General features: G+C 65.8%; 22 protein-coding genes. 13 read left to right on the plus strand and 9 right to left on the minus strand.

Features of this window, described 5'->3' with window-relative positions; genetic code table 11:
• Positions 1 to 7: 7 nt before the first annotated feature.
• Entirely contained in the window at positions 8 to 1273 is a 1266-nt protein-coding gene (gene alr / locus BJA_RS20195; protein ID WP_038967543.1) for an alanine racemase, read from the minus strand.
• A gap of 46 nt (positions 1274 to 1319) precedes the next feature.
• Positions 1320 to 2831 carry a replicative DNA helicase gene (locus BJA_RS20200; RefSeq protein ID WP_011086847.1) on the minus strand — a complete coding sequence of 504 codons (1512 nt, stop codon included), beginning with the start codon at positions 2829 to 2831 and terminating at the stop codon, positions 1320 to 1322.
• A gap of 553 nt (positions 2832 to 3384) precedes the next feature.
• Between BJA_RS20200 and BJA_RS20205 the strand changes: the two genes are divergently transcribed.
• Positions 3385 to 3591 (plus strand): transcriptional regulator, encoded by a 207-nt coding sequence (locus BJA_RS20205; RefSeq protein WP_082756721.1) that lies wholly within the window; start codon positions 3385 to 3387, stop codon positions 3589 to 3591.
• A gap of 3 nt (positions 3592 to 3594) precedes the next feature.
• Here the strand turns inward: BJA_RS20205 and BJA_RS20210 are convergent, their stop codons facing one another.
• Positions 3595 to 4845, minus strand: coding sequence for an SAM-dependent methyltransferase (locus tag BJA_RS20210; RefSeq protein ID WP_028171076.1), 1251 nt, complete (start codon positions 4843 to 4845; stop codon positions 3595 to 3597).
• Positions 4846 to 5125: 280 nt separating this feature from the next.
• Here BJA_RS20210 and BJA_RS20215 point away from each other — a divergent pair, with 280 nt between their 5' ends.
• The 3 genes from BJA_RS20215 to BJA_RS20225 all read left to right on the plus strand — a co-directional run bounded on the left by BJA_RS20215 (position 5126) and on the right by BJA_RS20225 (position 7288).
• Positions 5126 to 6103 (plus strand): c-type cytochrome, encoded by a 978-nt coding sequence (locus BJA_RS20215; protein WP_063921447.1) that lies wholly within the window; start codon positions 5126 to 5128, stop codon positions 6101 to 6103.
• A 109-nt stretch (positions 6104 to 6212) separates the two neighbouring features.
• Entirely contained in the window at positions 6213 to 6809 is a 597-nt protein-coding gene (locus BJA_RS20220; protein ID WP_011086850.1) for a TetR/AcrR family transcriptional regulator, read from the plus strand.
• A gap of 11 nt (positions 6810 to 6820) precedes the next feature.
• A complete protein-coding gene (locus BJA_RS20225; RefSeq protein WP_011086851.1) occupies positions 6821 to 7288 on the plus strand; it encodes a PaaI family thioesterase in 468 nt (155 codons plus the stop codon).
• 117 nt (positions 7289 to 7405) lie between these two features.
• Here the strand turns inward: BJA_RS20225 and rplI are convergent, their stop codons facing one another.
• The 4 genes from rplI to rpsF all read right to left on the minus strand — a co-directional run bounded on the left by rplI (position 7406) and on the right by rpsF (position 9913).
• The gene (gene rplI, locus BJA_RS20230; protein WP_011086852.1) at positions 7406 to 8011 is read right to left on the minus strand and encodes a 50S ribosomal protein L9; all 606 of its coding nucleotides are present in this window, start codon (positions 8009 to 8011) and stop codon (positions 7406 to 7408) included.
• A 50-nt stretch (positions 8012 to 8061) separates the two neighbouring features.
• A complete protein-coding gene (locus BJA_RS20235) occupies positions 8062 to 9039 on the minus strand; it encodes a DUF2232 domain-containing protein (protein ID WP_011086853.1) in 978 nt (325 codons plus the stop codon).
• 128 nt (positions 9040 to 9167) lie between these two features.
• Complete coding sequence (gene rpsR, locus BJA_RS20240; RefSeq protein WP_007592020.1) at positions 9168 to 9407, minus strand: 30S ribosomal protein S18; 240 nt, start codon at positions 9405 to 9407, stop codon at positions 9168 to 9170.
• A gap of 5 nt (positions 9408 to 9412) precedes the next feature.
• Positions 9413 to 9913, minus strand: coding sequence for a 30S ribosomal protein S6 (gene rpsF / locus BJA_RS20245; protein ID WP_011086854.1), 501 nt, complete (start codon positions 9911 to 9913; stop codon positions 9413 to 9415).
• Between the two features lie 319 nt (positions 9914 to 10232).
• Between rpsF and BJA_RS20250 the strand changes: the two genes are divergently transcribed.
• The 9 genes from BJA_RS20250 to gmk all read left to right on the plus strand — a co-directional run bounded on the left by BJA_RS20250 (position 10233) and on the right by gmk (position 18936).
• Entirely contained in the window at positions 10233 to 10940 is a 708-nt protein-coding gene (locus tag BJA_RS20250) for a TetR/AcrR family transcriptional regulator C-terminal domain-containing protein (protein WP_011086855.1), read from the plus strand.
• 3 nt (positions 10941 to 10943) lie between these two features.
• Complete coding sequence (locus tag BJA_RS20255) at positions 10944 to 11969, plus strand: fatty acid desaturase family protein (RefSeq protein ID WP_011086856.1); 1026 nt, start codon at positions 10944 to 10946, stop codon at positions 11967 to 11969.
• 172 nt (positions 11970 to 12141) lie between these two features.
• On the plus strand, positions 12142 to 13101 hold the full coding sequence (fabD, locus tag BJA_RS20260) for an ACP S-malonyltransferase (protein WP_011086857.1): 960 nt from the start codon (positions 12142 to 12144) through the stop codon (positions 13099 to 13101).
• 102 nt (positions 13102 to 13203) lie between these two features.
• Complete coding sequence (fabG, locus tag BJA_RS20265) at positions 13204 to 13941, plus strand: 3-oxoacyl-[acyl-carrier-protein] reductase (RefSeq protein WP_011086858.1); 738 nt, start codon at positions 13204 to 13206, stop codon at positions 13939 to 13941.
• Positions 13942 to 14252: 311 nt separating this feature from the next.
• Entirely contained in the window at positions 14253 to 14492 is a 240-nt protein-coding gene (locus BJA_RS20270; protein ID WP_008130699.1) for an acyl carrier protein, read from the plus strand.
• A gap of 109 nt (positions 14493 to 14601) precedes the next feature.
• Positions 14602 to 15867, plus strand: coding sequence for a beta-ketoacyl-ACP synthase II (gene fabF, locus BJA_RS20275; RefSeq protein WP_011086859.1), 1266 nt, complete (start codon positions 14602 to 14604; stop codon positions 15865 to 15867).
• A 125-nt stretch (positions 15868 to 15992) separates the two neighbouring features.
• Positions 15993 to 17270 carry an endolytic transglycosylase MltG gene (gene mltG / locus BJA_RS20280; protein ID WP_011086860.1) on the plus strand — a complete coding sequence of 426 codons (1278 nt, stop codon included), beginning with the start codon at positions 15993 to 15995 and terminating at the stop codon, positions 17268 to 17270.
• A 115-nt stretch (positions 17271 to 17385) separates the two neighbouring features.
• Positions 17386 to 18273 (plus strand): YicC/YloC family endoribonuclease, encoded by an 888-nt coding sequence (locus tag BJA_RS20285; protein ID WP_011086861.1) that lies wholly within the window; start codon positions 17386 to 17388, stop codon positions 18271 to 18273.
• A gap of 3 nt (positions 18274 to 18276) precedes the next feature.
• A complete protein-coding gene (gene gmk, locus BJA_RS20290) occupies positions 18277 to 18936 on the plus strand; it encodes a guanylate kinase (protein ID WP_011086862.1) in 660 nt (219 codons plus the stop codon).
• Here the strand turns inward: gmk and BJA_RS20295 are convergent.
• Both BJA_RS20295 and BJA_RS20300 read right to left on the minus strand, forming a co-directional pair.
• Positions 18869 to 20047: a hypothetical protein gene (locus BJA_RS20295; protein ID WP_063921448.1), complete on the minus strand. Its 1179-nt coding sequence runs from the start codon at positions 20045 to 20047 to the stop codon at positions 18869 to 18871. The two genes, gmk and BJA_RS20295, sit on opposite strands and share 68 nt — an antisense overlap.
• 151 nt (positions 20048 to 20198) lie before the next feature.
• Positions 20199 to 20696, minus strand: coding sequence for a hypothetical protein (locus tag BJA_RS20300; RefSeq protein WP_038967539.1), 498 nt, complete (start codon positions 20694 to 20696; stop codon positions 20199 to 20201).
• Between the last annotated feature and the right edge of the window lie 28 nt (positions 20697 to 20724).

A 20724-nucleotide genomic window follows, 5' to 3' on the forward strand; every position in this document is an offset into this window, starting at 1 on the left:
TGACGGCTTAGCTCGGCAGCGGCGGCGGGCTCGCCGGCTGCTCGACCGGCGGCGGAGAGGACGGCTGCTCGGCTGCCGGCTTTGCCAGCGGCTCCACCACATTGCCGCCCTTGTAGACGCGGGCATAGCGGTGGCCGAGGCTGGTCAGCACCTCATAGCCGATCGTGCCGAAATGATGCGCGAGCTCGTCGACGGTGATGCCTTCGCCGATCAGCGTCACCAGGTGGCCGCGCCGTGCCGCGTTCGGCGGCAGATCGGTGATGTCGATCGCGATCAGGTCCATGGAGACGCGGCCTGCAACCGGGCAGCGTTTGCCGGCAACGATCACCTCTGCGCCGCGCGTGCCGTCGTTTGAACTGGCGGCGCGGAAATAGCCGTCGGCATAGCCGACCGCGATGATTGCAAGCTTGGTCGGCCGGCGCGCGGTCCAGGTGCCGCCATAGCCGACGCTCTCGCCGCGCTCGACATTGCGAATCTGCACGATGCGCGCCTTGAGGTCGACCACCGGCTGCATCGGATTATCGGCCTCCGGCGTCGGGTTGACGCCGTAGAGCGCGGCGCCCGGCCGCACCAGGTCGAACTGGAACGGCGCCCCGAGGAAGATTCCGGACGAATTGGCGAGCGCCGCCGGCACGCCGGAGAATTCGCTGGCGATGCCGCGGAAGGAAGCGAGCTGTTTGGCATTGACGGGGCTGTTGAGCTGCTCGGCCGAGACCAGATGGCTCATCACCAGCGTGATGCCGTGGTCGCCGGCATTGATGCGGGGGATGATGGCCTGTGCTTCCGCAAGCGTCAGCCCGAGCCGGTTCATGCCGGTGTCGATGTGAACAGCGGCGCCTCCGTTCCAGCCGGTGCGGCGGCAGAACACGTCCCATTCGGCGAGCTCGTTGAGATCGCCGATCACCGGACGGCAATTGATCTGGGCGTAGTGCTCGCCGGTGTTCTGGAAATAGCCGCCGAGCACGTAGATGGTCGGCTCCGGTACGGCGGCGCGCACCTTGCGCGCCTCCTCGATGGTGGCGACGAAGAAGGTCTTGCAGCCGGCCTTGTGGAGGGCACGCGCGACCTGCGCGGCGCCGCAGCCATAGGCATCGGCCTTGATCACCGCCGCGCATTCGGCCGGCACCGCCGTCTTCTCGAGCTTGCGCCAGTTGGCAATGATGGCGTCGAGGTCGACGGTGAGCACGCCGCCGAAGGCAGCGAGCGCGGCGGCATGGTTGGCCTCCGCTGAGAGAAGGCCGGATTGCGGGTTCATTTTCGGGTCGGACGCCATTGTCATGGCGCCGTTTTACGCAAGAGGCAGGTCTGGTTCAAGGAACTCAGTAGTCGTTGCTGTTGCGAGCCGGCATCTGGCTGTCGGGCGCGAGGTCACCGAACCGCGTGACGGAGGCTTCGAACGCCAGATCGACGGTGCCTGTCGGGCCGTGGCGCTGCTTGCCGATGATGACCTCGGCTTTTCCGTGCGCAAGACTCATGTCAAGCTGCCACTTCTCGTGTTCAGGCGTGCCCGGGCGGGGCTCCTTCATCGCGAGGTAATATTCCTCGCGGTACACGAATAGGACGACGTCGGCGTCCTGCTCGATCGATCCGGATTCACGCAAGTCGGAGAGCTGCGGCCGCTTGTCGTCGCGGGATTCGACCTGGCGTGAGAGCTGGGACAGCGCGATCACGGGAACGTTGAGCTCCTTGGCGAGCGCCTTCAGGCTGGTCGTGATCTCAGTGATTTCCTGCACGCGGCTGTCGCTGGCGCGCTTGCCCGAGCCGGACAGCAGCTGGATGTAGTCGATCACGAGCAGGTCGAGGCCCTTCTGACGCTTCAGGCGGCGCGCGCGCGCCATCAGCTGCGCGATCGACAGGCCTCCAGTCGCGTCGACATAGAAAGGAAGCGATTGCAGCTCGATCGAGACCTCCCGGATCTTCTCGAAATCGGCTTCCGAGATGCCGCCGCGGCGGATGTGGGAGGAGGGAACGCCGGTGCGCTCGGCCACGATACGCGTGGCGAGCTGGTCGGCCGACATTTCGCAGGAGAAGAAGCCGATTACGCCGCCATTGGCGGCCTTCGTGGTGCCGTCGGCCTGGAGTTCCGGAACGTAGGCGCGTGCGACATTGTAGGCGATGTTGGTCGCCAGTGACGTCTTGCCCATGCCGGGACGTCCCGCGACGATGATGAGATCGGAGTGCTGCAGGCCGCCCATCTTGGTGTCGAGGTCGCGCATACCCGTCGAGATGCCCGACAGCTTTCCGTCGCGCTGGAACGCCTTTGCCGCGAGATCGACCGCGACCGCCAACGCCTGCGAGAATTTCTGGAAGCCGCCGTCATAGCGCCCGGACTCGGCGAGTTCGTACAGCTTTCGCTCGGCGTCCTCGATCTGCGCGCGCGGCTGGAAATCGACCGGGGCGTCATAGGCGACATTGACCATGTCCTCGCCGATGCCGATCAGGTCGCGCCTGAGCGACAGGTCGTAGACGGTGCGGCCGTAGTCCTGGGCGTTGATGATGGTGGTCGCTTCGGCAGCGAGGCGCGCCAGATATTGCCCGATGGTCATGCCCCCGACGTCGGTATCGGCGGGCAGGAACGTCTTCAGCGTGACGGGCGTGGCGATCTTGCCCATCCGGATCAGGCTGCCGGCGGTGTCGAAGATGGTCTGGTGCAGCGGCTCGAAGAAATGCTTCGCCTCCAGGAAGTCGGAGACGCGGTAGAAGGCATCGTTGTTGACCAGGATGGCGCCCAGAAGGCTCTGTTCCGCCTCGATATTGTGCGGCGCGCTCCGATAGGTCGGAGTTCCTGCGTCAGGCGCGAGTTTGAGAACGTTCGAATCAGTCAGGGCCATGGTCGGACGTGCTTAGCAATTTTCTTGGGCGGATGCGGGGCCGGGATAAAGCGCCGCCTGCGCCCAAAGCGGAAGCAAAAGCTCGCCGCTATCAACCGCTCAGTTAAAATGGTGGATGATTAGCAGCCGCAGCATGCGCCGCGCTTGACGGATTTTTGCGGAACTCCCCCCGGCCTGGAAGCGGCCGCGACTGTGCCGCGGAAAAATACTGAAACAGTGAACCTAATGGATTGGGGTGCAGACGTATGAAGAGCGCGCGAAATGACGCGCGCTGGCCGCTTTCGGCTCGGGCTCAGACCAGCAGGAGGTAGACCAGTGCAACCAGGGCCGCCCCGACGCCGGTAGCGATCAGGGCGTAATCGGTGCGGAGGTCGTCCTGCACGTCGAATGAGGTTTGGGTCTCTTTGCTCATGGCGACGGTCTAAGCCAGGCCCGACCAGACTTATGTGAAGCAGATCACATCTCCCCGGATTCTTTCGGGGGTAGAGCCGGAACGGACGGGCGGACAGGGGATTGTCCCCGGTAACCCGCCATCAGGGGGACGAGGCAAGCGATGCGGCCAGAACGGCAGCACGGGATATGGCGAAGCGAGGCAGGCAGCCGGCTCTGGCTGTCCGGGCTGATCGCGGCCATGCAGCATGCCGAGCGCCCCGAAGTCCGCCGCCAGCCGGTCGCGCCCGAGATCCTGGCGGAACTGCGGGCGCAGTTGGCGTTAACGGCGTCTTTCCGCTCTTCTCCGATTTCAACCTCGCGCCACTAGCCTCTATTCACCGGCCAGCTTCAGCCGTGGCTTGGCGCCGCCCTCGATGGCCCGGAGGCGGGCTTCTTCGTGCGCGACGTAGTCACGGGTGATTGGCACCACGCCCTGACGCTTGGTGAGCTGGATCTGGAAGTTCATCATGTGCTGCTTGCGGAACGTCATCTCGCTGGCCGCCAGATAAAATTCCCACATCAGGGCGAAGCGCTCGTCGTAAAGCTGCACGGCCTCCTCGCGCCGCGCCATGAAGCGCTCCCGCCAGGCCTTCAGCGTCTCGGCGTAATGCAGCCGCAGGATCTCGATGTCGCAGACCAGGAGACCAGCACGCTCGATCGCCGGCAGCACTTCGGACAGAGCGGGGATGTAACCGCCCGGGAAGATGTACTTGGCGATCCAGGGATTGGTCGAATCCGGGCCCTGTGAACGGCCGATCGAGTGCAGCATCATGACGCCGTCCTCGTTCAGGAGTTCGGCGCAGCGCTGGAAGTAGGCGTCGTAGAACCTGACGCCGACATGCTCCAACATGCCGACCGAGACGATCCGGTCGAACGGCCCGTCAATGTCGCGATAGTCCTGGAGCAGGAATTTGGCCGATCGGGTCAGGCCCTTTTCGGCCGCGCGCGCATTGGCGAGCTGCAACTGCTCTGACGACAGCGTGATGCCGGTGACGTCGGCGCCTGCGGTCTCGGCGAGATAGAGCCCGAGGCCGCCCCAGCCCGAGCCGATGTCGAGCACGCGCTCGCCGCCCTTGACGCGAAGCTTTGCGGCGATGTGGCGCTTCTTGGCGAGCTGCGCGTCGTCGAGGGTGCTCTCCGGCGTCTCGAAATAGGCGCAGCTATATTGCTTGTCGGCGTCGAGGAAGAGGGAATAGAGCCGGGCGTCGAGATCGTAGTGATGCGCGACATTGCGACGCGAGCGCGCGCGCGGATTGAACTGCTTCAGATGCCGCGTCAGATAGCGCAGGTGCCACCAGGGTTTTGCCCACTGCGGCAACAGGTCGGGTTGATCGAGCAGGATCGCGAGGGCATCAGCTATGGTGCCGCGCTCGACGACGAACTCGCCATCCATATAGGCCTCGCCAAGCCCGAGCTCGGGATTGATGAGGATCTTCCGTTCCGCGTCCGCAGTCACGAAACGGACTGCGATCGGTTCGCCTGAGCCGTCGCCGACGGTGAACTTCGACCCCTTCGCCGTGGTCACCGTCATCGACCCGCGGCGAATGAATTGAGACAGGAATTGACGCAACAAACGGTCCATCGACACCTTCCTCTCGAGCGAACCCGAAGAGATGCGACCAACCCGGCTTTCACATCAGACGCTCAGGTCCCGCTCAGGTTCCTATGCGTTTGCATCTAAATCTAGGGAGGGTATTCCGCTCCCGCTATTGCGCTGTATTCAATGCCGATATTCCAAAAGCGCTTAATCACATCCTTGCGCGCGGACCCTGCTTCCATTCGCGGCTCAATCCGGTAAAAGGTGACCGCCGCCGCGCCGGGATGCCGGCTGCATTCGCGGAAATTCAACGGAGATGATGGGAATGTCGAGCCGAGCGCTCAGCCTCGCGACGGTAGTGCTTCTGATCGGCTTCGGTGCGGCCGATGCCGTTCTGGCACAGGCGACGAACCTCGAGGCCGGCAAGGCCCCATCCCAGCTCTTCGCGCAGACCTGCAGTGCCTGCCACAAGAGCCCGAGGGGGCTGCTGAAGACTGTCGCGCCGGGCTCGCTCCCGGGTTTCCTGCGTCAGCACTACACGACCAGCTCCGACATGGCCGGCGTGCTGGCCTCCTACCTCGTTTCGAACGGCGCCACCGACACCCGCTACCAGGCCAAAGACGGCAAGGACAAGAAGGACGGCGCCAAGGACAAGGAAGCGAGCACCAATCCTGCGCAGTCGCCCGAGCATCAGGGCCGTCGCCAGCGCTCCCAGGAGGCCGCCAAGCCGGAAGGCGAAACCGCCGCTCCAGCCGCCGAGGGCGCGCGCCAGAAGCGCGCGGCGCGGCCGAGCGAGGAGGGGGTAAAGGAAGGCGCGAAGCCCGAGGGGCAAGCCACGCCGGAGGGCCGCAAGGCCAAGCGTCTCAGCAAGCGCGGCAAGCCCGAAACCGAAGAGGCGCCGAAGGTCGATGCCGCCGCGCCGGCCGCTGACGACAGGAAGAGCGAGCCCAAGCCCGACACCGCCAAGGTCGAGCCCGGTCGCGACGAAGCCAAGCCCGACAGCGCCAAGGCCTCGGAGAAACCCGCCGAGCCGAAGCCGGAGAGCGCCAGGGTCGAGCCGCGCGGCAGCGAAGCTCCGGCGCTGCGGCCCGATCCGGTGCCGCAGGTGACGCCGGCCCCGCCGGCGGCCGCCACGAAGCCCGCCGAGCCGGCCGCGCCCAAGGCGGCGGAAGAGGCGGCTCCCGCGCCTGCCGCAAGCTCCGAGCCGGCGGTCAAGCCGCAGGAGCCGGCGCCGCCCACGACCGCTGCGGCCCCGCCGCCGACGGAGTCATCGGGACCGCCAGCACCGCCGATTTCGCGCTAAGCCAACCCGCATTCTCAGATCAAGTTGCGAAGGTCGCGCTCGCCGCGGCCTTCGCATCGTCTTGACCGCGATTGGAGCAGTACTCTAGAGTGGTACTCTAGGAGGCGCGATGACGACGAGCGTGCGTGACGACCTGTTGGCGGCGGGGCTGTTCGTGTTCGACCGCGTCGGCTTCGAAGCTGCGACGGTGGCTGCGATCCGCGCCAAGGCGCGCGCCTCCAACGGCAGCTTCTTTCATGCCTTCGGGTCGAAGAAGGAGCTGGCCGGCGCGCTGTTCCTGGAGGTGCTGCGGCATTATCACGCCGCGGTGCTGGCCGCGCTCGATCCCGTGCCTGATGCCGAACAGGGCATCGATCGCCTGATCCGGGCGCATCTCGACTGGGTCGTCTCGAGCCGGCGCGAGGCCCGCTATCTCTTCGAGATCTCGCGCAGCGAATGGGGCGAGGACGTCCGCGACGCCCAGCGCGCACAGAATGCGCGCCTTGCCGAAGGCATCGAACGCTGGCGCGCGCCTCTGGTTGCCGGCGGCGAGCTCCTGCCGATGACGCCGGTGACGTTCATCAGCCAGCTCATCGGCCCGGCGCAGATCTTCTGCCGCGCCTTCCTGTCGGGTCGCGATCGTGCCGATCCGCGGAGCGAAGCCGACACGCTGGTCGCCTGCGCCATCCGCGCGCTGCGGCCGCCCGATCGCATCAACAAGCAATAGGGAGAGATGTCATGCGAGCCGAAGCAGATCCGGAATTTGCGGCCGTAGCCGAGCGCATCCACGCCAATGTCGGCCGCCAAGGCTTTATGAACCTCGTCGGTGCCGAGCTCTCGGAATTGTCGCGCGGCACCTGCACGATCGCGGTGGAGCGCCGGCCGGAGCTGCTCCAGCAGCACGGCTTTTTCCACGGCGGCGTCACCGCCTTTTTGGTCGACAACGCCACGACGATCGCGGCCGCCACTTCGCGCGGCCAGCCGGCGCTGACGGCGGAATACAAGCTCAATTTGTTGTCGCCCGCTGTCGGCGAGAAGCTGATCTGCCGGGCAAGGGTGATCAAGCCGGGACGTCAGGTCTCGGTGGTGGCGGCCGACGTGTTCTGTGTCAGCGACGGAGTCGAGAAGCACACGGCAACGGCGCTCGCTTCGATCGCGATGCTGAGCGAGGACGTCGCCGCCAAAACGAAAAGCCCGGCCGCTTGAAGCGACCGGGCTTTTGATTTGTCTTCGTCATTCCGGGACAGCACATCGGCGCTGGACCCGGAATCTCGAGATTCCGGGTCTGGTCCTTCGGACCATCCAGGAATGACGACGTTGGAGTTACTTCTCGGTCTCTTCCGCAGCCGGGGCCGGCTCGACGTCGTCGTGCTGGGCTTCCGGATCGAAGAACTCGCCGGCGGCGGCGATCGCCTCGGCGGCCGCATCGCGGTCCTCGTTGCGGGTCGAGATGTCCTCGCCGCGGTTGATGCGCTCGGCCTCGTCCTGGCTGCGCGCAACCGTGACGGTGATCTCGACCTCGACCTCGGGGTGAACGGCGACGGTGATGGTGTGCTTGCCGATGGTCTTGATCGGTGCGTCGAGCTGGATCTGCGGGCGAGCGAGCGAGATGCCGTCGGCTTCGAACGCGACGACGATGTCACGCACGTTGACCGAGCCGAACAGCTGGCCGGCTTCCGAGGCCTGGCGGATCACGATGATGTTCTTGCCCTGGATCTTCTCGGCGACCTTGGACGCCTCGGCCTTGGACGCGAGGTTGCGGGCCTCGAGGTCGGCCTTCATGCCGTCGTACTTGGCGCGGTTGTCGGCGGTGGCGCGCAGCGCCTTGCCGCGCTTGAGCAGGAAATTACGGGCGTAGCCGTCGCGAACCTTCACGACTTCGCCCATCTGGCCGAGCTTGTTCACGCGTTCCAGCAAAATGACTTCCATATTCGTTCTCCTTTGAAGTGCTCTGTGAGTTCTGGGTTTCAGGGGTGGACTTAAGGGGTCGGGAGCGGCGGCGGCTGGCGGCTGCGCAGGAAGCGCTCGCGGAAGCCGAACACGGCGTCCGCAAGGCCCAGGATCACCATCGCGATGACAGGCCATCCGAACACGACGACGACGGCGTAGGTCGAGCCGAGCCAGAACGTGCGGCTCTTCAGCGCGAGCGTCAGCGTATGCAGCACGGCAAAGCCGGTCAGCGCATAGCCCATCATCAGCGCCGCCGTGGTGATTTGCGCGACGATCGCCAGCAGCCCGCCGGTGAAGCAGAAGGCGAGCGCGATGCAGAGCGCCACGAGCGTCATCGGCGGCAGCTCGGCCGTCATCAGATCCGGCCAGGGGCGGCGCAGCCGGCCCGACGTCGCCGTCACCCTGGCGCTGAGCCAGAGGTTGAGGGTCAGCGTCATCATGGCGACGATGGTGGCGGCGGCCGGCGCGATGCGCACCAGTGCGTCGACGAACTGGTCGGCTTCGCCGGAAGCTTGCGGATCGGTGGCGCGGAGGATGCGCATCAGGCCGCGCCGCAGCGTGCCGATGATGGTGTCGGCGTCGGTGCCGAGCGTGAGCAGGGCGGCGATCGTGGTCAGCGCGGCGAAGCCGGCGATCCACAGCAGGATACGGCCGACCGGGTACCACTCGAGCTCAGGCCCTGCCGCCGGCTCGGTCGCGGCGTCCGGCGTGACAGGTCCAACCTGCCGGCTGAGCAGGACGAGATGGCCGAGCCACCAGGCCGGCAGCGCGACGGTGACGGCGAAAGCGATGCAGTAGGGTAGGCCGAACAGGGCGCCGAGGCCGATCGCAGCGGCGATGCCGCCAAGGCTCGCGCAAAGCGGTCCCCAGCCGATCGCGGCGACCATCAGCGGCAGTGGTGCGAGATAGAACAGGACGAGCGAGATCAGCGCGCCCGAAACGATCGAGGCGAACATCAGGGCCGACGCAGCGCCGGCGATCAGGGCTATCAGTCCAAAGGCCATCATCAGCTGTCCCGCTCCTTCCGAGCGGTTAGAGGCATCTCGCCCCAACCATCGGCGACCGGACGACCCGGAAGCCTTATGAAACTTCGAGAGTGCGGCCGGCGGCGATGTCGCCGCCGGCCGAATTCGTCTTAGCGAATGACGTAGGGCAGCAGGCCCAGGAAGCGCGCGCGCTTGATGGCGCGGGCGAGCTCACGTTGCTTCTTCGCGGACACCGCGGTGATGCGGCTCGGCACGATCTTGCCGCGCTCGGAGACGTAACGCATCAGCAGCTTGGAGTCCTTGTAGTCGATCTTCGGAGCATTGGCGCCCGTGAACGGGCAGCTCTTGCGACGACGGAAAAACGGACGGCGTGCACCAGCTTCAGCCATTGATCTTACTCCCCATCCGTCGCGGTTTCAGCTTCTTCGCGCGGACGGCGCGGGCCGCGATCACCGCGGAAGCCACCACCGTCACGATCGCCGCCACGGAAACCACCCTCGCGGTCGCCACGGAAGCCGCCTTCACGCTCGCCGCGGAAGCCGCCGCCACGATCGTCACGTTCGCGATCGCGATCAGCCTTGCGCATCATCGCGGACGGGCCTTCCTCGAGCTCCTCGACGCGGACGCTGAGATAGCGGATCACGTCTTCGCTGATGCGCTCCTGGCGCTCGATCTCGGCGATCGCCGCGGACGGCGCGTCGATGTTGAGCAGCACGAAGTGCGCCTTGCGGTTCTTGTTCATGCGGTAGGTGAGGGAGCGAACGCCCCAGTTCTCGGTCTTGGTGACCTTGCCGCCGAGACCCTCGACGATACCGGTCATCTGCGCAGTCAGCTCTTCGACCTGCTGCGGGCTCGCGTCTTGGCGCGCGAGAAAAACATGCTCATAGAGAGCCATGGAAGTCCTTTCCTCATGTTGGCGCATCGCCCGGCGTCAAGCCCTTAAGAGGCCTTCGGAAAGGACTCTGGGATTAAGCTCAGAAGGCGGAAACACGGGACGACGGGCCGACTGGCCCTGCCACACCAAAATCACGAATGATTTGTTGAGACCGTCCGTTCAGCTCCCGGCCGGGGTCTGCGGATGCGCGCCTTATACGGATTTTGGCCGGCTTTGCAAGTTTGGAGGGCCAGGTTTCGCCTCTGGCGCCCGGGCTGGGGGCCCTTCGGCTTGATTTATTTGTTTGTATAGCATACAAATAAATCAACGGGAGGATCCCATGGCAGACAAATCTGCCCGCGCCCCATCCGAGCCGGCCGCCGGCGACCCCAAGCATGCGGCGCGCGCCACACGCTCGGCCGGTCGCAAAATGCGCTCGTTGCTGCTGGATGCGGCCAGCCCGCTGTTCCGGGAGCGGGGATTGTCGGGCGCCTCGATCACCGACATCGCGGCCGCCGCGGACGCATTTCCGAGCCAGATCACCTACTATTTCCGCACCAAGGAGGCGCTGTTCGTCGAATGCGCCTGCCGCGAGCTCCTGTACGTCGCCCGCGCGACCGAGCAGGCTGCGCTGAAGGCGCGCACGCCGCGGGACTACACCCACGCGCTGGCCGAGACGGTGACGGCGAGCGATTCGGTCGCCTTCTTCGCCGAGGCGTTGACGTTGACGCGGCGTCGCCCGGATCTCGCGCCGCTGGTCGAGCGCACCATCGAGCGTCTGCACGCCGAGGGCGCACGCGCCTATGCGAGCCAGGTCGAGCGCCACGGCTGGCGTTCCCTGCGCGCGCCCGACGAGAGCTCGCGGCGGTTCTGGGCCGTCGCCATCGGCGTCATCCTCGAAGGCTATGCCATGGGGCGCTCGCCGGATGAGCTCTGCGCCGAGATGCTGCGCGTGCTGGGCGAGCAGGCGAAATCTGCCGGCGACGCCGCGCGCCTGCGCCTCGTCGACGACCGCGACGCATCGACCACTTCGGATGAGGAGAGCTAGGCCATGACCGCACTTCGCATGCGTGCCCGCGATTTCCTGACCGAGGATCAGCTCGTCGACGTGCGCCAGCGCGTAACGTGGAAGGGTGTCGCACTGATCGCGCATGCCTGGGCGCTGATTGCCGGTGCCATCGCCCTCGTCGCATGGTGGCCCAATCCGCTGACGTACATTTTCGCTGTCGCCGTCATCGGCTCGCGCCAACTGGGCCTGTCGATCCTTATGCACGACGGCGCGCATGGTTGTCTCTCCGCCGATGAGAACACCAATTTGACGCTGAGCCAGTGGTTCTGCGCCTATCCCGTTTTTGCCGAGACGCGCGCCTATCGCCGCTATCACTTGCAGCACCACGCGCGCACCCAGCAGGAGGACGATCCCGATCTCGTGCTGTCGGCGCCATTTCCGATCACGCAGCTGAGCTATCGCCGCAAGTTCATTCGCGACATCACCGGGCAGACCGGCTACCAGCAGCGCAAGGCGCAGCTGCTCAACGCACTCGGCCCGCAGGACTGGCCGTGGCGGCAGCGCGCGGCGCATTTCTGGGAGAAGCTTGGCCCGCAATGCGTTTTCAACGCCATCCTGTTTGCAGGGCTTGCGGCGGCCGGTGTGTGGTGGGCTTACCCGCTGCTATGGCTGGTGCCGCTGCTCACCTGGATGATGGTCATCACCCGCATCCGCAACATCGCCGAGCATGCCGTCGTCCCCGACAGCAGCGATCCCCTGCGCAACACCCGCACCACGCATGCCAATTTTCTCGAGCGCCTGTTCATCGCGCCGTATTACGTGAACTATCACCTCGAGCATCATCTCTTGTTCTACGTGCCCTGCTACAATCTGCCCAAGGTCCATCGCCTGCTGAGCGAGAGTCGTCATGCCGGCCGCATGGAAGTGCAGCCGAACTACGGCGCCGTGCTGCGGCTCGCCACCGCCAAGCCGAACCGCGACGACCGGCCGGGGCAATTGGTCAGCAGCGCGCGCCGCGCGCGGGCTGGCGCCGAGGTCGGCGCGGATCAGAAGGCGGGTGGTTTTTAAGGGGCGCATCCCCAGTTGAATGCCGGTCGACGTTCCCATCTTGGCTTGACATTGCAGGCCCGGACGGTGTCTACGGCCCCCTTTGAGGCACGATCCGGAACCATGGCCCAAGGCCGCGCGTATTCGGCTGCCGGTTCTCGCAGGGATCGTGCTCGACAAGCAGGGAGCGCCGATGACGGCAGCATTCACATTTCCGGGGCAGGGGTCCCAGGCGGTTGGCATGGGCAAGGCGTTGGCCGACGCCTTCCCGGTGGCGCGCGCCGTGTTCGACGAGGTCGATGCAGCGCTTGGGGAGAAGCTGACGGCCACCATCTGGGATGGCCCGGCCGAAACCCTCCAGCTCACCGAAAACGCCCAGCCGGCGCTGATGGCCGTTTCTGTTGCGACCCTGCGGGTGCTTGAGGCTGAAGCCGGTTTTTCCGTGGGGCGGGACGCGGCCTTTGTCGCCGGCCACTCGCTTGGTGAATATTCGGGGCTGGCCGCGGCCGGCAGCCTGACGGTTTCCGATACCGCGCGGCTGCTTCGCACCCGCGGTCTCGCAATGCAAAAAGCCGTGCCGGTCGGCGCCGGTGCGATGGCCGCTCTGCTGGGCCTCGATTACGAGGCCGCCATGGAGGTCGCCAATGAGGCGGCTCAGGGGCAGGTCTGCCAGGCCGCCAACGACAATGGCGGCGGGCAGGTGGTCGTCTCCGGCGACAAGGCAGCGGTCGATCGCGCCGTCGAGATCGCCAAGACCAAGGGCGCCAAGCGCGCGATGCTGCTGCCGGTGTCCGCACCGTTCCATTGCAAGCTGATGCAGCCGGCTGCCGACGCGATGGCGGAGGCGCTGGCCAAGGTCACGATCAAGGCTCCGGCAGCTCCGCTGGTGTCGAACGTGCTGGCAACCGCCATCACCGATCCCGACGAGATCCGCCGCCGTCTGGTCGAGCAAGTCACCGGAACGGTGCGCTGGCGCGAGTCGGTTGCCTATATGGCCGGGCAGGGCGTTACCCGTTTCTTCGAGATCGGTGCCGGCAAGGTGCTGACGGGTCTCGTCAAGCGTATCGCCGACGGCGCCGTCGGTGTCGCGGTGGGCGGACCGAACGACATAGCGGCCGCCAAGGATGCGCTGGCCGCTGCGAAGCAGGCCTGAAGCGCGATGAATCGTCATCGCGCTTTGGTTCTTTAGTTTGCGCACGATCTTGCCGGAAAACCGCTGCGCACGTTTCCGGATCGTGCTTTGAAGGAGTTATCCATGTTCGATCTGACTGGCAAAAAGGCGCTCGTCACCGGCGCGACCGGCGGTATCGGCGGCGCAATCGCGCAGGCGCTGCACGCGCAGGGCGCCACGGTCGCGATATCAGGAACGCGGAAGGAAGTGCTGGATGAGCTTGCCGGCAAGCTCGGCGAGCGCACCTTCGTGCTGCCCTGCAATCTCTCCAAGGCCGACGAGGTCGAGGCGCTGGTGCCTGCGGCGGAAGCCGCGATGGGCCAGGTCGACATCCTCGTCGCCAATGCCGGCATCACGCGCGACAATCTCTTCGTCCAGCTCCGCGACGAGGACTGGGACGAGGTCATCAACGTCAATTTGACCTCGACCTTCCGCCTGGCGCGCGCCGCCACCAAATTGATGATGCGCAAGCGCTTCGGCCGCATCATCGCCATCACCTCGGTGGTCGGCGTCACCGGCAATCCCGGGCAGGGCAACTACACGGCGTCGAAGGCAGGCTTGATCGGCATGATCAAGACGCTGGGTGCCGAATACGCCAAGCGCGGCGTCACCGCCAACTGCATCGCGCCCGGCTTCATCAAGACGCCGATGACGGACGCGCTCAATGACAAGCAGCGCGAGACGATTCTGACCAAGGTTCCGGCCGCCCGGCTGGGGACGCCCGAGGACATCGCGGCGGCCGCCGTCTACCTGAGTTCAAACGAAGCGGCCTACGTCACCGGGCAAACCATCCATGTCAACGGCGGCATGGCCATGATCTGAAGTCCTCGTTCCGTGCCGCCCACATGGCGGTGCGGGATGCGGCAAACGGCCGTTTCCGATGCGAAATGAGGCTTGTAGTCAAGGCAGTTGAAGTATGGTAACCGGACCTTCAACGGATGGGCAAAGAACGCCATTGCAGGTTTTTGAAACCCTGTATATTGGCGATGCGGAGCCTTGGCCGTCGTTCGCCGGGCCCTGCATCGGTTAGGATGGGGCCAAATCAAAGTTCGTAAGCGAAGGCAGTCAACGACCACGACGGCTCGTATCGTCCCGGGGGGTCGGGTCTACAGGGAACAACACGAGGTTATGCAATGAGTGACATTGGCGAGCGGGTTAAGAAGATCGTGGTCGAACACCTTGGTGTTGAACCCGAGAAGGTTGTCGACGCTGCGAGCTTCATCGACGACCTCGGCGCCGACAGTCTGGACACCGTCGAGCTGGTGATGGCGTTCGAAGAAGAATTCGGTTGCGAGATTCCGGACGACGCCGCGGAGACGATTCTCACCGTCGGCGACGCCACGAAGTTTCTCGAGAAGAACGCGAAGAGCTAAGGCTCTTCAATTTTCGCGGGGACAACATTGAAACCGGACGGGCCGCTTCGCAGCGGTCAGCCGGTTTCTTGTTATTGGCCGTGAATCTTTCGATGCGGAGTTTGCGGATATGAGGCGGGTTGTCGTCACGGGTCTCGGCATGGTCTCGCCACTCGGCTGTGGCGTCGAGCCGACCTGGAAACGCATCCTCAACGGCGAAAGCGGTGCGCGCAGGATCGAGAGCTTCGATGTCTCCGATCTTCAGACCAAGATCGCCTGCACGGTGGTGCGCGGCGACGGGTCGAACGACACCTTCAATCCCGACAAGTGGATGGAGCCGAAGGACCAGCGCAAGGTCGACGACTTCATCATCTTCGGCATGGCCGCAGCCGGCCAGGCGCTCGACGATGCCAACTGGCATCCCGAAACCGAAGAGGACAAGTGTGCGACCGGCACCATGATCGGGTCCGGCATCGGCGGCCTTAACGGCATCGCGGAAACCGCCATCCTGCTGAAGGAGCGCGGACCGCGCCGGGTGTCGCCGTTCTTCATTCCGGGCCGCCTGATCAATCTCGCCTCCGGCTACGTCTCGATCGCGCACGGGCTGAAGGGGCCGAACCATTCGGTGGTCACGGCCTGCTCGACCGGCGCGCATGCGGTCGGCGATGCCGCCCGCCTGATCGCGCTGGGCGATGCCGACGTGATGGTCGCCGGCGGCGCTGAGTCGCCGATCAGCCGCATCGGCATTGCCGGCTTCAACGCCGCGCGCGCGCTCTCGACCGGTTTCAACGACACACCCGAGAAGGCCTCACGTCCCTACGACAAGGATCGCGACGGCTTCGTGATGGGCGAGGGCGCCGGCGTCCTCGTTCTGGAAGAACTCGAGCACGCGAGGCGACGCGGCGCCAAGATCTATGCCGAGGTGATCGGCTATGGTCTGTCGGGCGACGCCTATCACATCACGTCGCCGTCGCCCGACGGCGATGGCGGCTTCCGCAGCATGCAGGCCGCGCTCAAGCGCGCCGGCCTCACGGCGTCCGATCTCGACTACATCAACGCGCACGGCACCTCGACGCCGCTCGGTGACGAGATCGAGCTCGGCGCGGTCGAGCGTCTGCTCGGCAATGCCGCCTCCAAGGTCGCGATGTCCTCGACCAAATCGTCGACCGGCCATCTGCTCGGCGCGGCCGGTGCGATCGAGGCGATCTTCGCCATTCTCGCGATTCGCGATAATGTCGTGCCGCCGACTATCAACCTCGACAATCCGTCGGTCGAAACTACGATCGATCTCGTGCCGCACACGGCGAAGAAGCGAGAGGTCAACGTCGCGTTGTCGAATTCTTTCGGTTTTGGCGGTACCAATGCGTCGGTGATCGTCCGCCGTTTGGCCAATTAGTTTGCGTTTGAAACGAATCCACCGTTTTGCCGTATTCGGCGATAGTCATGGTAGTGGGCGCGTGCATTTGGCAGGGCAAACGGTTGTCAGGCCGCGATTGAACCGGCAGGATTCAGGTTGCTTCGATGAGTGAAAGGCCGCCCATTTCGCCCCGGAGTCCGCGGGCAGCGCTCGAGCCCGAGCAGGTCCCGCCGCCGCCGAAGCGATCGGACCGCGCGCGCAATCCCTTCGTGATCGTCGGCAACGCCATCATCACGCTGCTCTTGATCTCCATGATCGGGGCGGGCGCCGTCTATTACTACGGCCGGCAGGTGCTCGAAGCGCCGGGTCCGCTCAAGGAAGACAAGATCGTCAACATCCCGCAGCGCGCCGGCAAGCGCGACATCGCCGAGACGCTGAACCGGGAAGGCGTGACCGACGTCAACCCGTGGGTGTTCATCGCAAGCGTAGCCGCGCTGAAGGCGAGCTCGGACCTCAAGCCCGGCGAGTATTCGTTCCAGAAGAACGCATCCCTGCGCGACGTCATCGCCACCATCGTCGAAGGCAAGGTGGTGCAGCATGCCGTCACGATTCCGGAAGGCCTGACCTCCGAGCAGATCGTGGCACGGCTCTCCGACAACGATATCTTCACCGGCAGCGTGCGCGAGCTGCCGCGCGAGGGCACGCTCTTGCCCGAGACCTACAAGTTCCCGCGCGGCACCACGCGCGAGCAGGTGATCCAGCGCATGCAGCAGGCGCACAAGCGCGTGCTGACCGAGATCTGGGAGCGTCGCAGCCAGGACATTCCGGTCAAGACTCCGGAGCAGCTGGTGACGCTGGCCTCGATCGTCGAGAAAGAGACCGGCAAGCCGGACGAGCGCAGCCGCGTCGCTGCCGTGTTCGTCAATCGCCTGAAGCAGAAGATCAAGCTCCAGTCCGATCCGACCATCATCTATGGCCTCGTCGGCGGCAAGGGCACGCTGGGCCGCCCGATCAAGCGCAGCGAGATCACGCAGCCCTCGCCCTACAACACCTATGTGATCGAAGGCCTGCCGCCGGGCCCGATCTCCAATCCCGGCCGCGCCTCGCTCGAAGCCGCCGCCAACCCGGCCCGCACCCGCGACCTCTATTTCGTCGCCGACGGCACCGGCGGGCATGCCTTCACCGAGACCTACGACGCGCACCAGAAAAACGTCGCCAAGCTGCGCGCGATGGAGAAGCAGATCCAGAACGACACGGTCGAGCCGGCCGAGGACGCGCAGCCGCCGGCGGCGGCAGCGCCCGGCGCTGCCGACACGCCGACCGCGACCACGCCGGCACGGCCGAACCAGCAGAAGAAGCCGCCGGCTGCTCCTCGCCCCGCTGGTCCCGCTCCTGCCCGGCAGGGCGCGGTGCAACCCTCGCCGCCGGTGATCCAGCGCTAGGCCCGCGCAGACCTGCCTACGGGACTTTGCGGATTCCACTTTCCGGCAAAATAGTCTTAAGATTCGCGTGCCTTGATGGCCTCGCGAATCCTGTGTTTCTGGAGAATTTGACCTGATGGCGCTGTCGTCCATGACCGGCTTTGCCCGAAGCCACGGCGCTAGCGGGCCGTACACGTTCGAATGGGAATTGAAGTCGGTCAACGCCAAGGGCTTTGACCTCAGGGTGCGGCTGCCGCAGGGGTTCGACGAGCTCGAGGCCCACGCCAAGAAGCGCGCCGGCGAGCTTTTGTCGCGCGGCACCGTCTACGCCAATCTCAACGTCAAGCGCGCCAATGCCGCCGCCTCCGTCCGTGTCAACGAGGACGTGCTCAACGCCGTCCTGAAGGCCGCCTCGATAATCGCCGGAAAGGTCGATGCGGTGGCACCGAGCGTCGACGGCCTGCTCGCCATCAAGGGCGTCGTCGAGGTCGCCGAGCCCGAGGGCGACGAGGAGGAGGACAAGGCGGCGCGCGCCGCGGCAGCGGAGGCCTTCGACAAGGCGCTCGCCGATCTCGTCGAGATGCGCAAGCGCGAGGGGACCTCGCTCGGGCAGATCCTGACCCAGCGGGTGGACGAGGTCGAGCAACTGGCGAAGAAGGCCGAAGCCGCACCCGGCCGCAAGCCGGAGGCGATCAAGGCCAGGCTCGCCGAGCAGATCGCAACGCTGCTCGACACCTCCGACCGTTTCGATCCCGACCGCCTGATGCAGGAGGCGATCCTGATCGCGACCAGGGCCGACATCCGCGAGGAGCTCGACCGTATCGCCTCGCATATCGCGCAGGCGCGCGAGCTGATCGGCAAGGGCGGCCCGATCGGGCGCAAGCTCGACTTCCTGGCGCAGGAGTTTCACCGCGAGGTCAATACCTGCTGCTCGAAGTCGAACGACATCGAGCTGACCAATACGGGGCTCGCCATGAAAAACGTGGTCGAGCAATTTCGCGAGCAGGTCCAGAATCTGGAGTGATCGATGACGACGGGCGGTCACGGAACTGACGGTGTCGAGCGGCGTGGATTGATGTTCGTGCTGTCCTCGCCGTCGGGCGCAGGCAAAACGACGCTGTCGCGCTTGTTGATCGAGCGGATGCCGGGCCTGCGAATGTCAGTCTCGGCGACCACGCGGCCGATGCGGCCCGGCGAGGTCGACGGCCGCGACTATCTGTTCGTCGACAAGCCCCGCTTCGAGGCGATGGTGAGGGACGACGAGCTGCTGGAATGGGCGACCGTGTTCGACAACCGCTACGGCACGCCGCGCGCGCCGGTCGAGGCGGCGCTGTCGGCCGGGCAGGACGTGCTGTTCGATATCGACTGGCAGGGCACGCAGCAGCTGCGCGAGAAGGCGCGTGCCGACGTCGTCAGCGTGTTCATCCTGCCGCCGTCAGCCGGCGATCTCGAGAAGCGGCTGCATTCGCGCGCGCAGGATTCCGACGAGGTGATCCGCAAGCGCATGAGCCGCGCCAGCCACGAGATGAGCCACTGGGCCGAGTACGACTACATCGTGATCAACCACGACGTCGACGAAGCCTTTGCCGAGGTGCAATCGATCCTGAAGGCCGAGCGCCTCAAGCGCGAGCGGCGGATTGGCCTCGTTGGTTTCGTGCGAGGTTTGCAAGGCCAGCTGCAGGGTTAGAGCCAGGGCCAGGCTGCCTCAGCCGCGGCCCTTCCTGCGCCAGCCGTTCCAGCATCGCGGTGATGATGTCGACGTCGACCGCATCCTCATCGCGACCAGCCGGCTTTTCATCGCTGTTGGCCCGGTCCGCGGCTAACCGGGGTGAACTGGCCTCGATCTCGAATTCCCTGTCGAATACCGCGATCTCGGGCTCGCCGGATTCCGCGACTTCGACGATGCCAGCCGGCTCGTGCGCTTCGATCACATCGATCTCGCGGTCGATCGCGGCGAGCTGTGCCGCCTGCGGGCGTGCGGCATCGAAGTCGATCGGGCGCGGCGGCTGCGCGCGCGGCGTGACGGCCGGCATCGCCTTGAGCCAGGGCGCGCGGCTCTCGTCCTGGTCCTGCGGCTCCCAATCGTCCCAATTCACGCGGCGGTGGTCGCTCGCCTTGACGCGGGAGCGCGCACCGGCGAAGCGGTAGATGACGCTGGCGAGGATGCCGGCGATCGCCAAAGCGCCGCCGATCACGAGCAGGAGCGTCTGGAGCGAGCCGGTCGGCTTGTCGGCGGGAATTTCGGCCGCGGCGAGCGCCACCGGGGCGCTGGCCTTTGCCGGTGTCGCGCCCGGCTGCGTTGCGGGTGCGGGCGCAGCGGAACTCGCGGAAGTATCGGGCCAGCGCGCGGCGACGGCGGGCTGCTGCGCGTTGTTGTCGGCGATCGCGCCCGGCGGCTGTTGCATGACCTGTGGCGCGCTCGTTGGCGCAGGCGCGGTCATGTTCGGCGAGCTCGGCGCGGCACCAGTCTGCGGTGCAATGTATTCCGCGCGCGCATTCTGCACCGACGGCGGCGCTGCTGAATCTGCGTTTGGCGTGTCGGCCGTCGCTTGCGCGCTCTGCGTCGCCTTGCCGCCTTCGGCACGCAGGTACCAGCACTGCCGCTTGGTCGCGCGATCGAGGCGATAGTGCCAGTGCTGTCCCTGCGGCGCGGTGCTTTTCGGCGAGGTGAGGCAGTCGGCGGCCGCATTGGCCGTGCTCGATGTGCTCGGCGCGTTCTGCGACACCGCAGCGAGGGGGGCGCCGGCAATGATACTGCCAACAAGCGCTGATATGAATTTCGCGGTGCGGTTGCCCATCCTGGTCTCCCGGTTACGCATGACGCAACTCTTAACCTTCCCTTTCTCTTCAAAGAGTTGGGTGGCAATGAGCCGCAAATCCGGAGAGGATGTGGCTTGAATCGGGCCTGCGCGGCGATCGTTCCGCCGCGAAATCAGGCATTTTCGACCATTATTGTTTGGTCGAGGTCCATGTTCCCGAGCAGCCGTCGGAGCGGCGGAAGGTTCCGGAACCGCTGCGCCCCGAAAGGCGGCCGGCGCCCGTGAAGGTCACGCCATTGCCCGCGCCGGAGGTATGAACCGCGCCGCTCGCGCTGACGCTGCCGCTGACGCCCTCGCCGATGACCCGGCCCGAGCTCACGACCACCGCGCCGGAGGTCGAACCGCCGCAGCCGAGGCTGAGGACGACCCAGGCGCCGTCGAAACCGCCGCCACCACCGCCGCCGCTTCTCCGCGGCGCCGAGCGTTCCTCGGCCGCCGGCTTGCTCCGGCGCGCGGAGGGCGCGGGCTCGGCCGAGCGGCCTGAAGAAGGATCCTGGCGCGAGCCGGACAGCGATTTCTCGTCATTGCCGATCGAGCCACCGGCGCTGCCGGATTGCGCGAAGGCGGACGACGAGGCGAGGGCGAGGAGGGAGGCGAGAGCGAACGTGCGGGCGATGGAATTGGGCATGAGCAAATAATCCAAAATGAAAATCGTA

The sequence above is a fragment of the Bradyrhizobium diazoefficiens USDA 110 genome, assembly GCF_000011365.1.
In the GTDB taxonomy this organism is placed as follows: Bacteria; Pseudomonadota; Alphaproteobacteria; order Rhizobiales; family Xanthobacteraceae; genus Bradyrhizobium; species Bradyrhizobium diazoefficiens.

Coding starts and splice junctions, on each gene's coding strand:
- BJA_RS20200 (WP_011086847.1), bottom strand. CDS start 2,831: ATGGCCCTGACTGATTCGAACGTTCTCAAACTCGCGCCTGACGCAGGA.
- gmk (WP_011086862.1), top strand. CDS start 18,277: ATGACGACGGGCGGTCACGGAACTGACGGTGTCGAGCGGCGTGGATTG.
- BJA_RS20210 (WP_028171076.1), bottom strand. CDS start 4,845: ATGGACCGTTTGTTGCGTCAATTCCTGTCTCAATTCATTCGCCGCGGG.
- BJA_RS20255 (WP_011086856.1), top strand. CDS start 10,944: ATGACCGCACTTCGCATGCGTGCCCGCGATTTCCTGACCGAGGATCAG.
- alr (WP_038967543.1), bottom strand. CDS start 1,273: ATGGCGTCCGACCCGAAAATGAACCCGCAATCCGGCCTTCTCTCAGCG.
- BJA_RS20300 (WP_038967539.1), bottom strand. CDS start 20,696: ATGCCCAATTCCATCGCCCGCACGTTCGCTCTCGCCTCCCTCCTCGCC.
- rpsF (WP_011086854.1), bottom strand. CDS start 9,913: ATGGCTCTCTATGAGCATGTTTTTCTCGCGCGCCAAGACGCGAGCCCG.
- BJA_RS20270 (WP_008130699.1), top strand. CDS start 14,253: ATGAGTGACATTGGCGAGCGGGTTAAGAAGATCGTGGTCGAACACCTT.
- rpsR (WP_007592020.1), bottom strand. CDS start 9,407: ATGGCTGAAGCTGGTGCACGCCGTCCGTTTTTCCGTCGTCGCAAGAGC.
- mltG (WP_011086860.1), top strand. CDS start 15,993: ATGAGTGAAAGGCCGCCCATTTCGCCCCGGAGTCCGCGGGCAGCGCTC.
- BJA_RS20250 (WP_011086855.1), top strand. CDS start 10,233: ATGGCAGACAAATCTGCCCGCGCCCCATCCGAGCCGGCCGCCGGCGAC.
- BJA_RS20285 (WP_011086861.1), top strand. CDS start 17,386: ATGGCGCTGTCGTCCATGACCGGCTTTGCCCGAAGCCACGGCGCTAGC.
- fabG (WP_011086858.1), top strand. CDS start 13,204: ATGTTCGATCTGACTGGCAAAAAGGCGCTCGTCACCGGCGCGACCGGC.
- BJA_RS20220 (WP_011086850.1), top strand. CDS start 6,213: ATGACGACGAGCGTGCGTGACGACCTGTTGGCGGCGGGGCTGTTCGTG.
- BJA_RS20235 (WP_011086853.1), bottom strand. CDS start 9,039: ATGATGGCCTTTGGACTGATAGCCCTGATCGCCGGCGCTGCGTCGGCC.
- rplI (WP_011086852.1), bottom strand. CDS start 8,011: ATGGAAGTCATTTTGCTGGAACGCGTGAACAAGCTCGGCCAGATGGGC.
- BJA_RS20205 (WP_082756721.1), top strand. CDS start 3,385: ATGCGGCCAGAACGGCAGCACGGGATATGGCGAAGCGAGGCAGGCAGC.
- BJA_RS20295 (WP_063921448.1), bottom strand. CDS start 20,047: ATGGGCAACCGCACCGCGAAATTCATATCAGCGCTTGTTGGCAGTATC.
- BJA_RS20215 (WP_063921447.1), top strand. CDS start 5,126: ATGTCGAGCCGAGCGCTCAGCCTCGCGACGGTAGTGCTTCTGATCGGC.
- BJA_RS20225 (WP_011086851.1), top strand. CDS start 6,821: ATGCGAGCCGAAGCAGATCCGGAATTTGCGGCCGTAGCCGAGCGCATC.
- fabD (WP_011086857.1), top strand. CDS start 12,142: ATGACGGCAGCATTCACATTTCCGGGGCAGGGGTCCCAGGCGGTTGGC.
- fabF (WP_011086859.1), top strand. CDS start 14,602: ATGAGGCGGGTTGTCGTCACGGGTCTCGGCATGGTCTCGCCACTCGGC.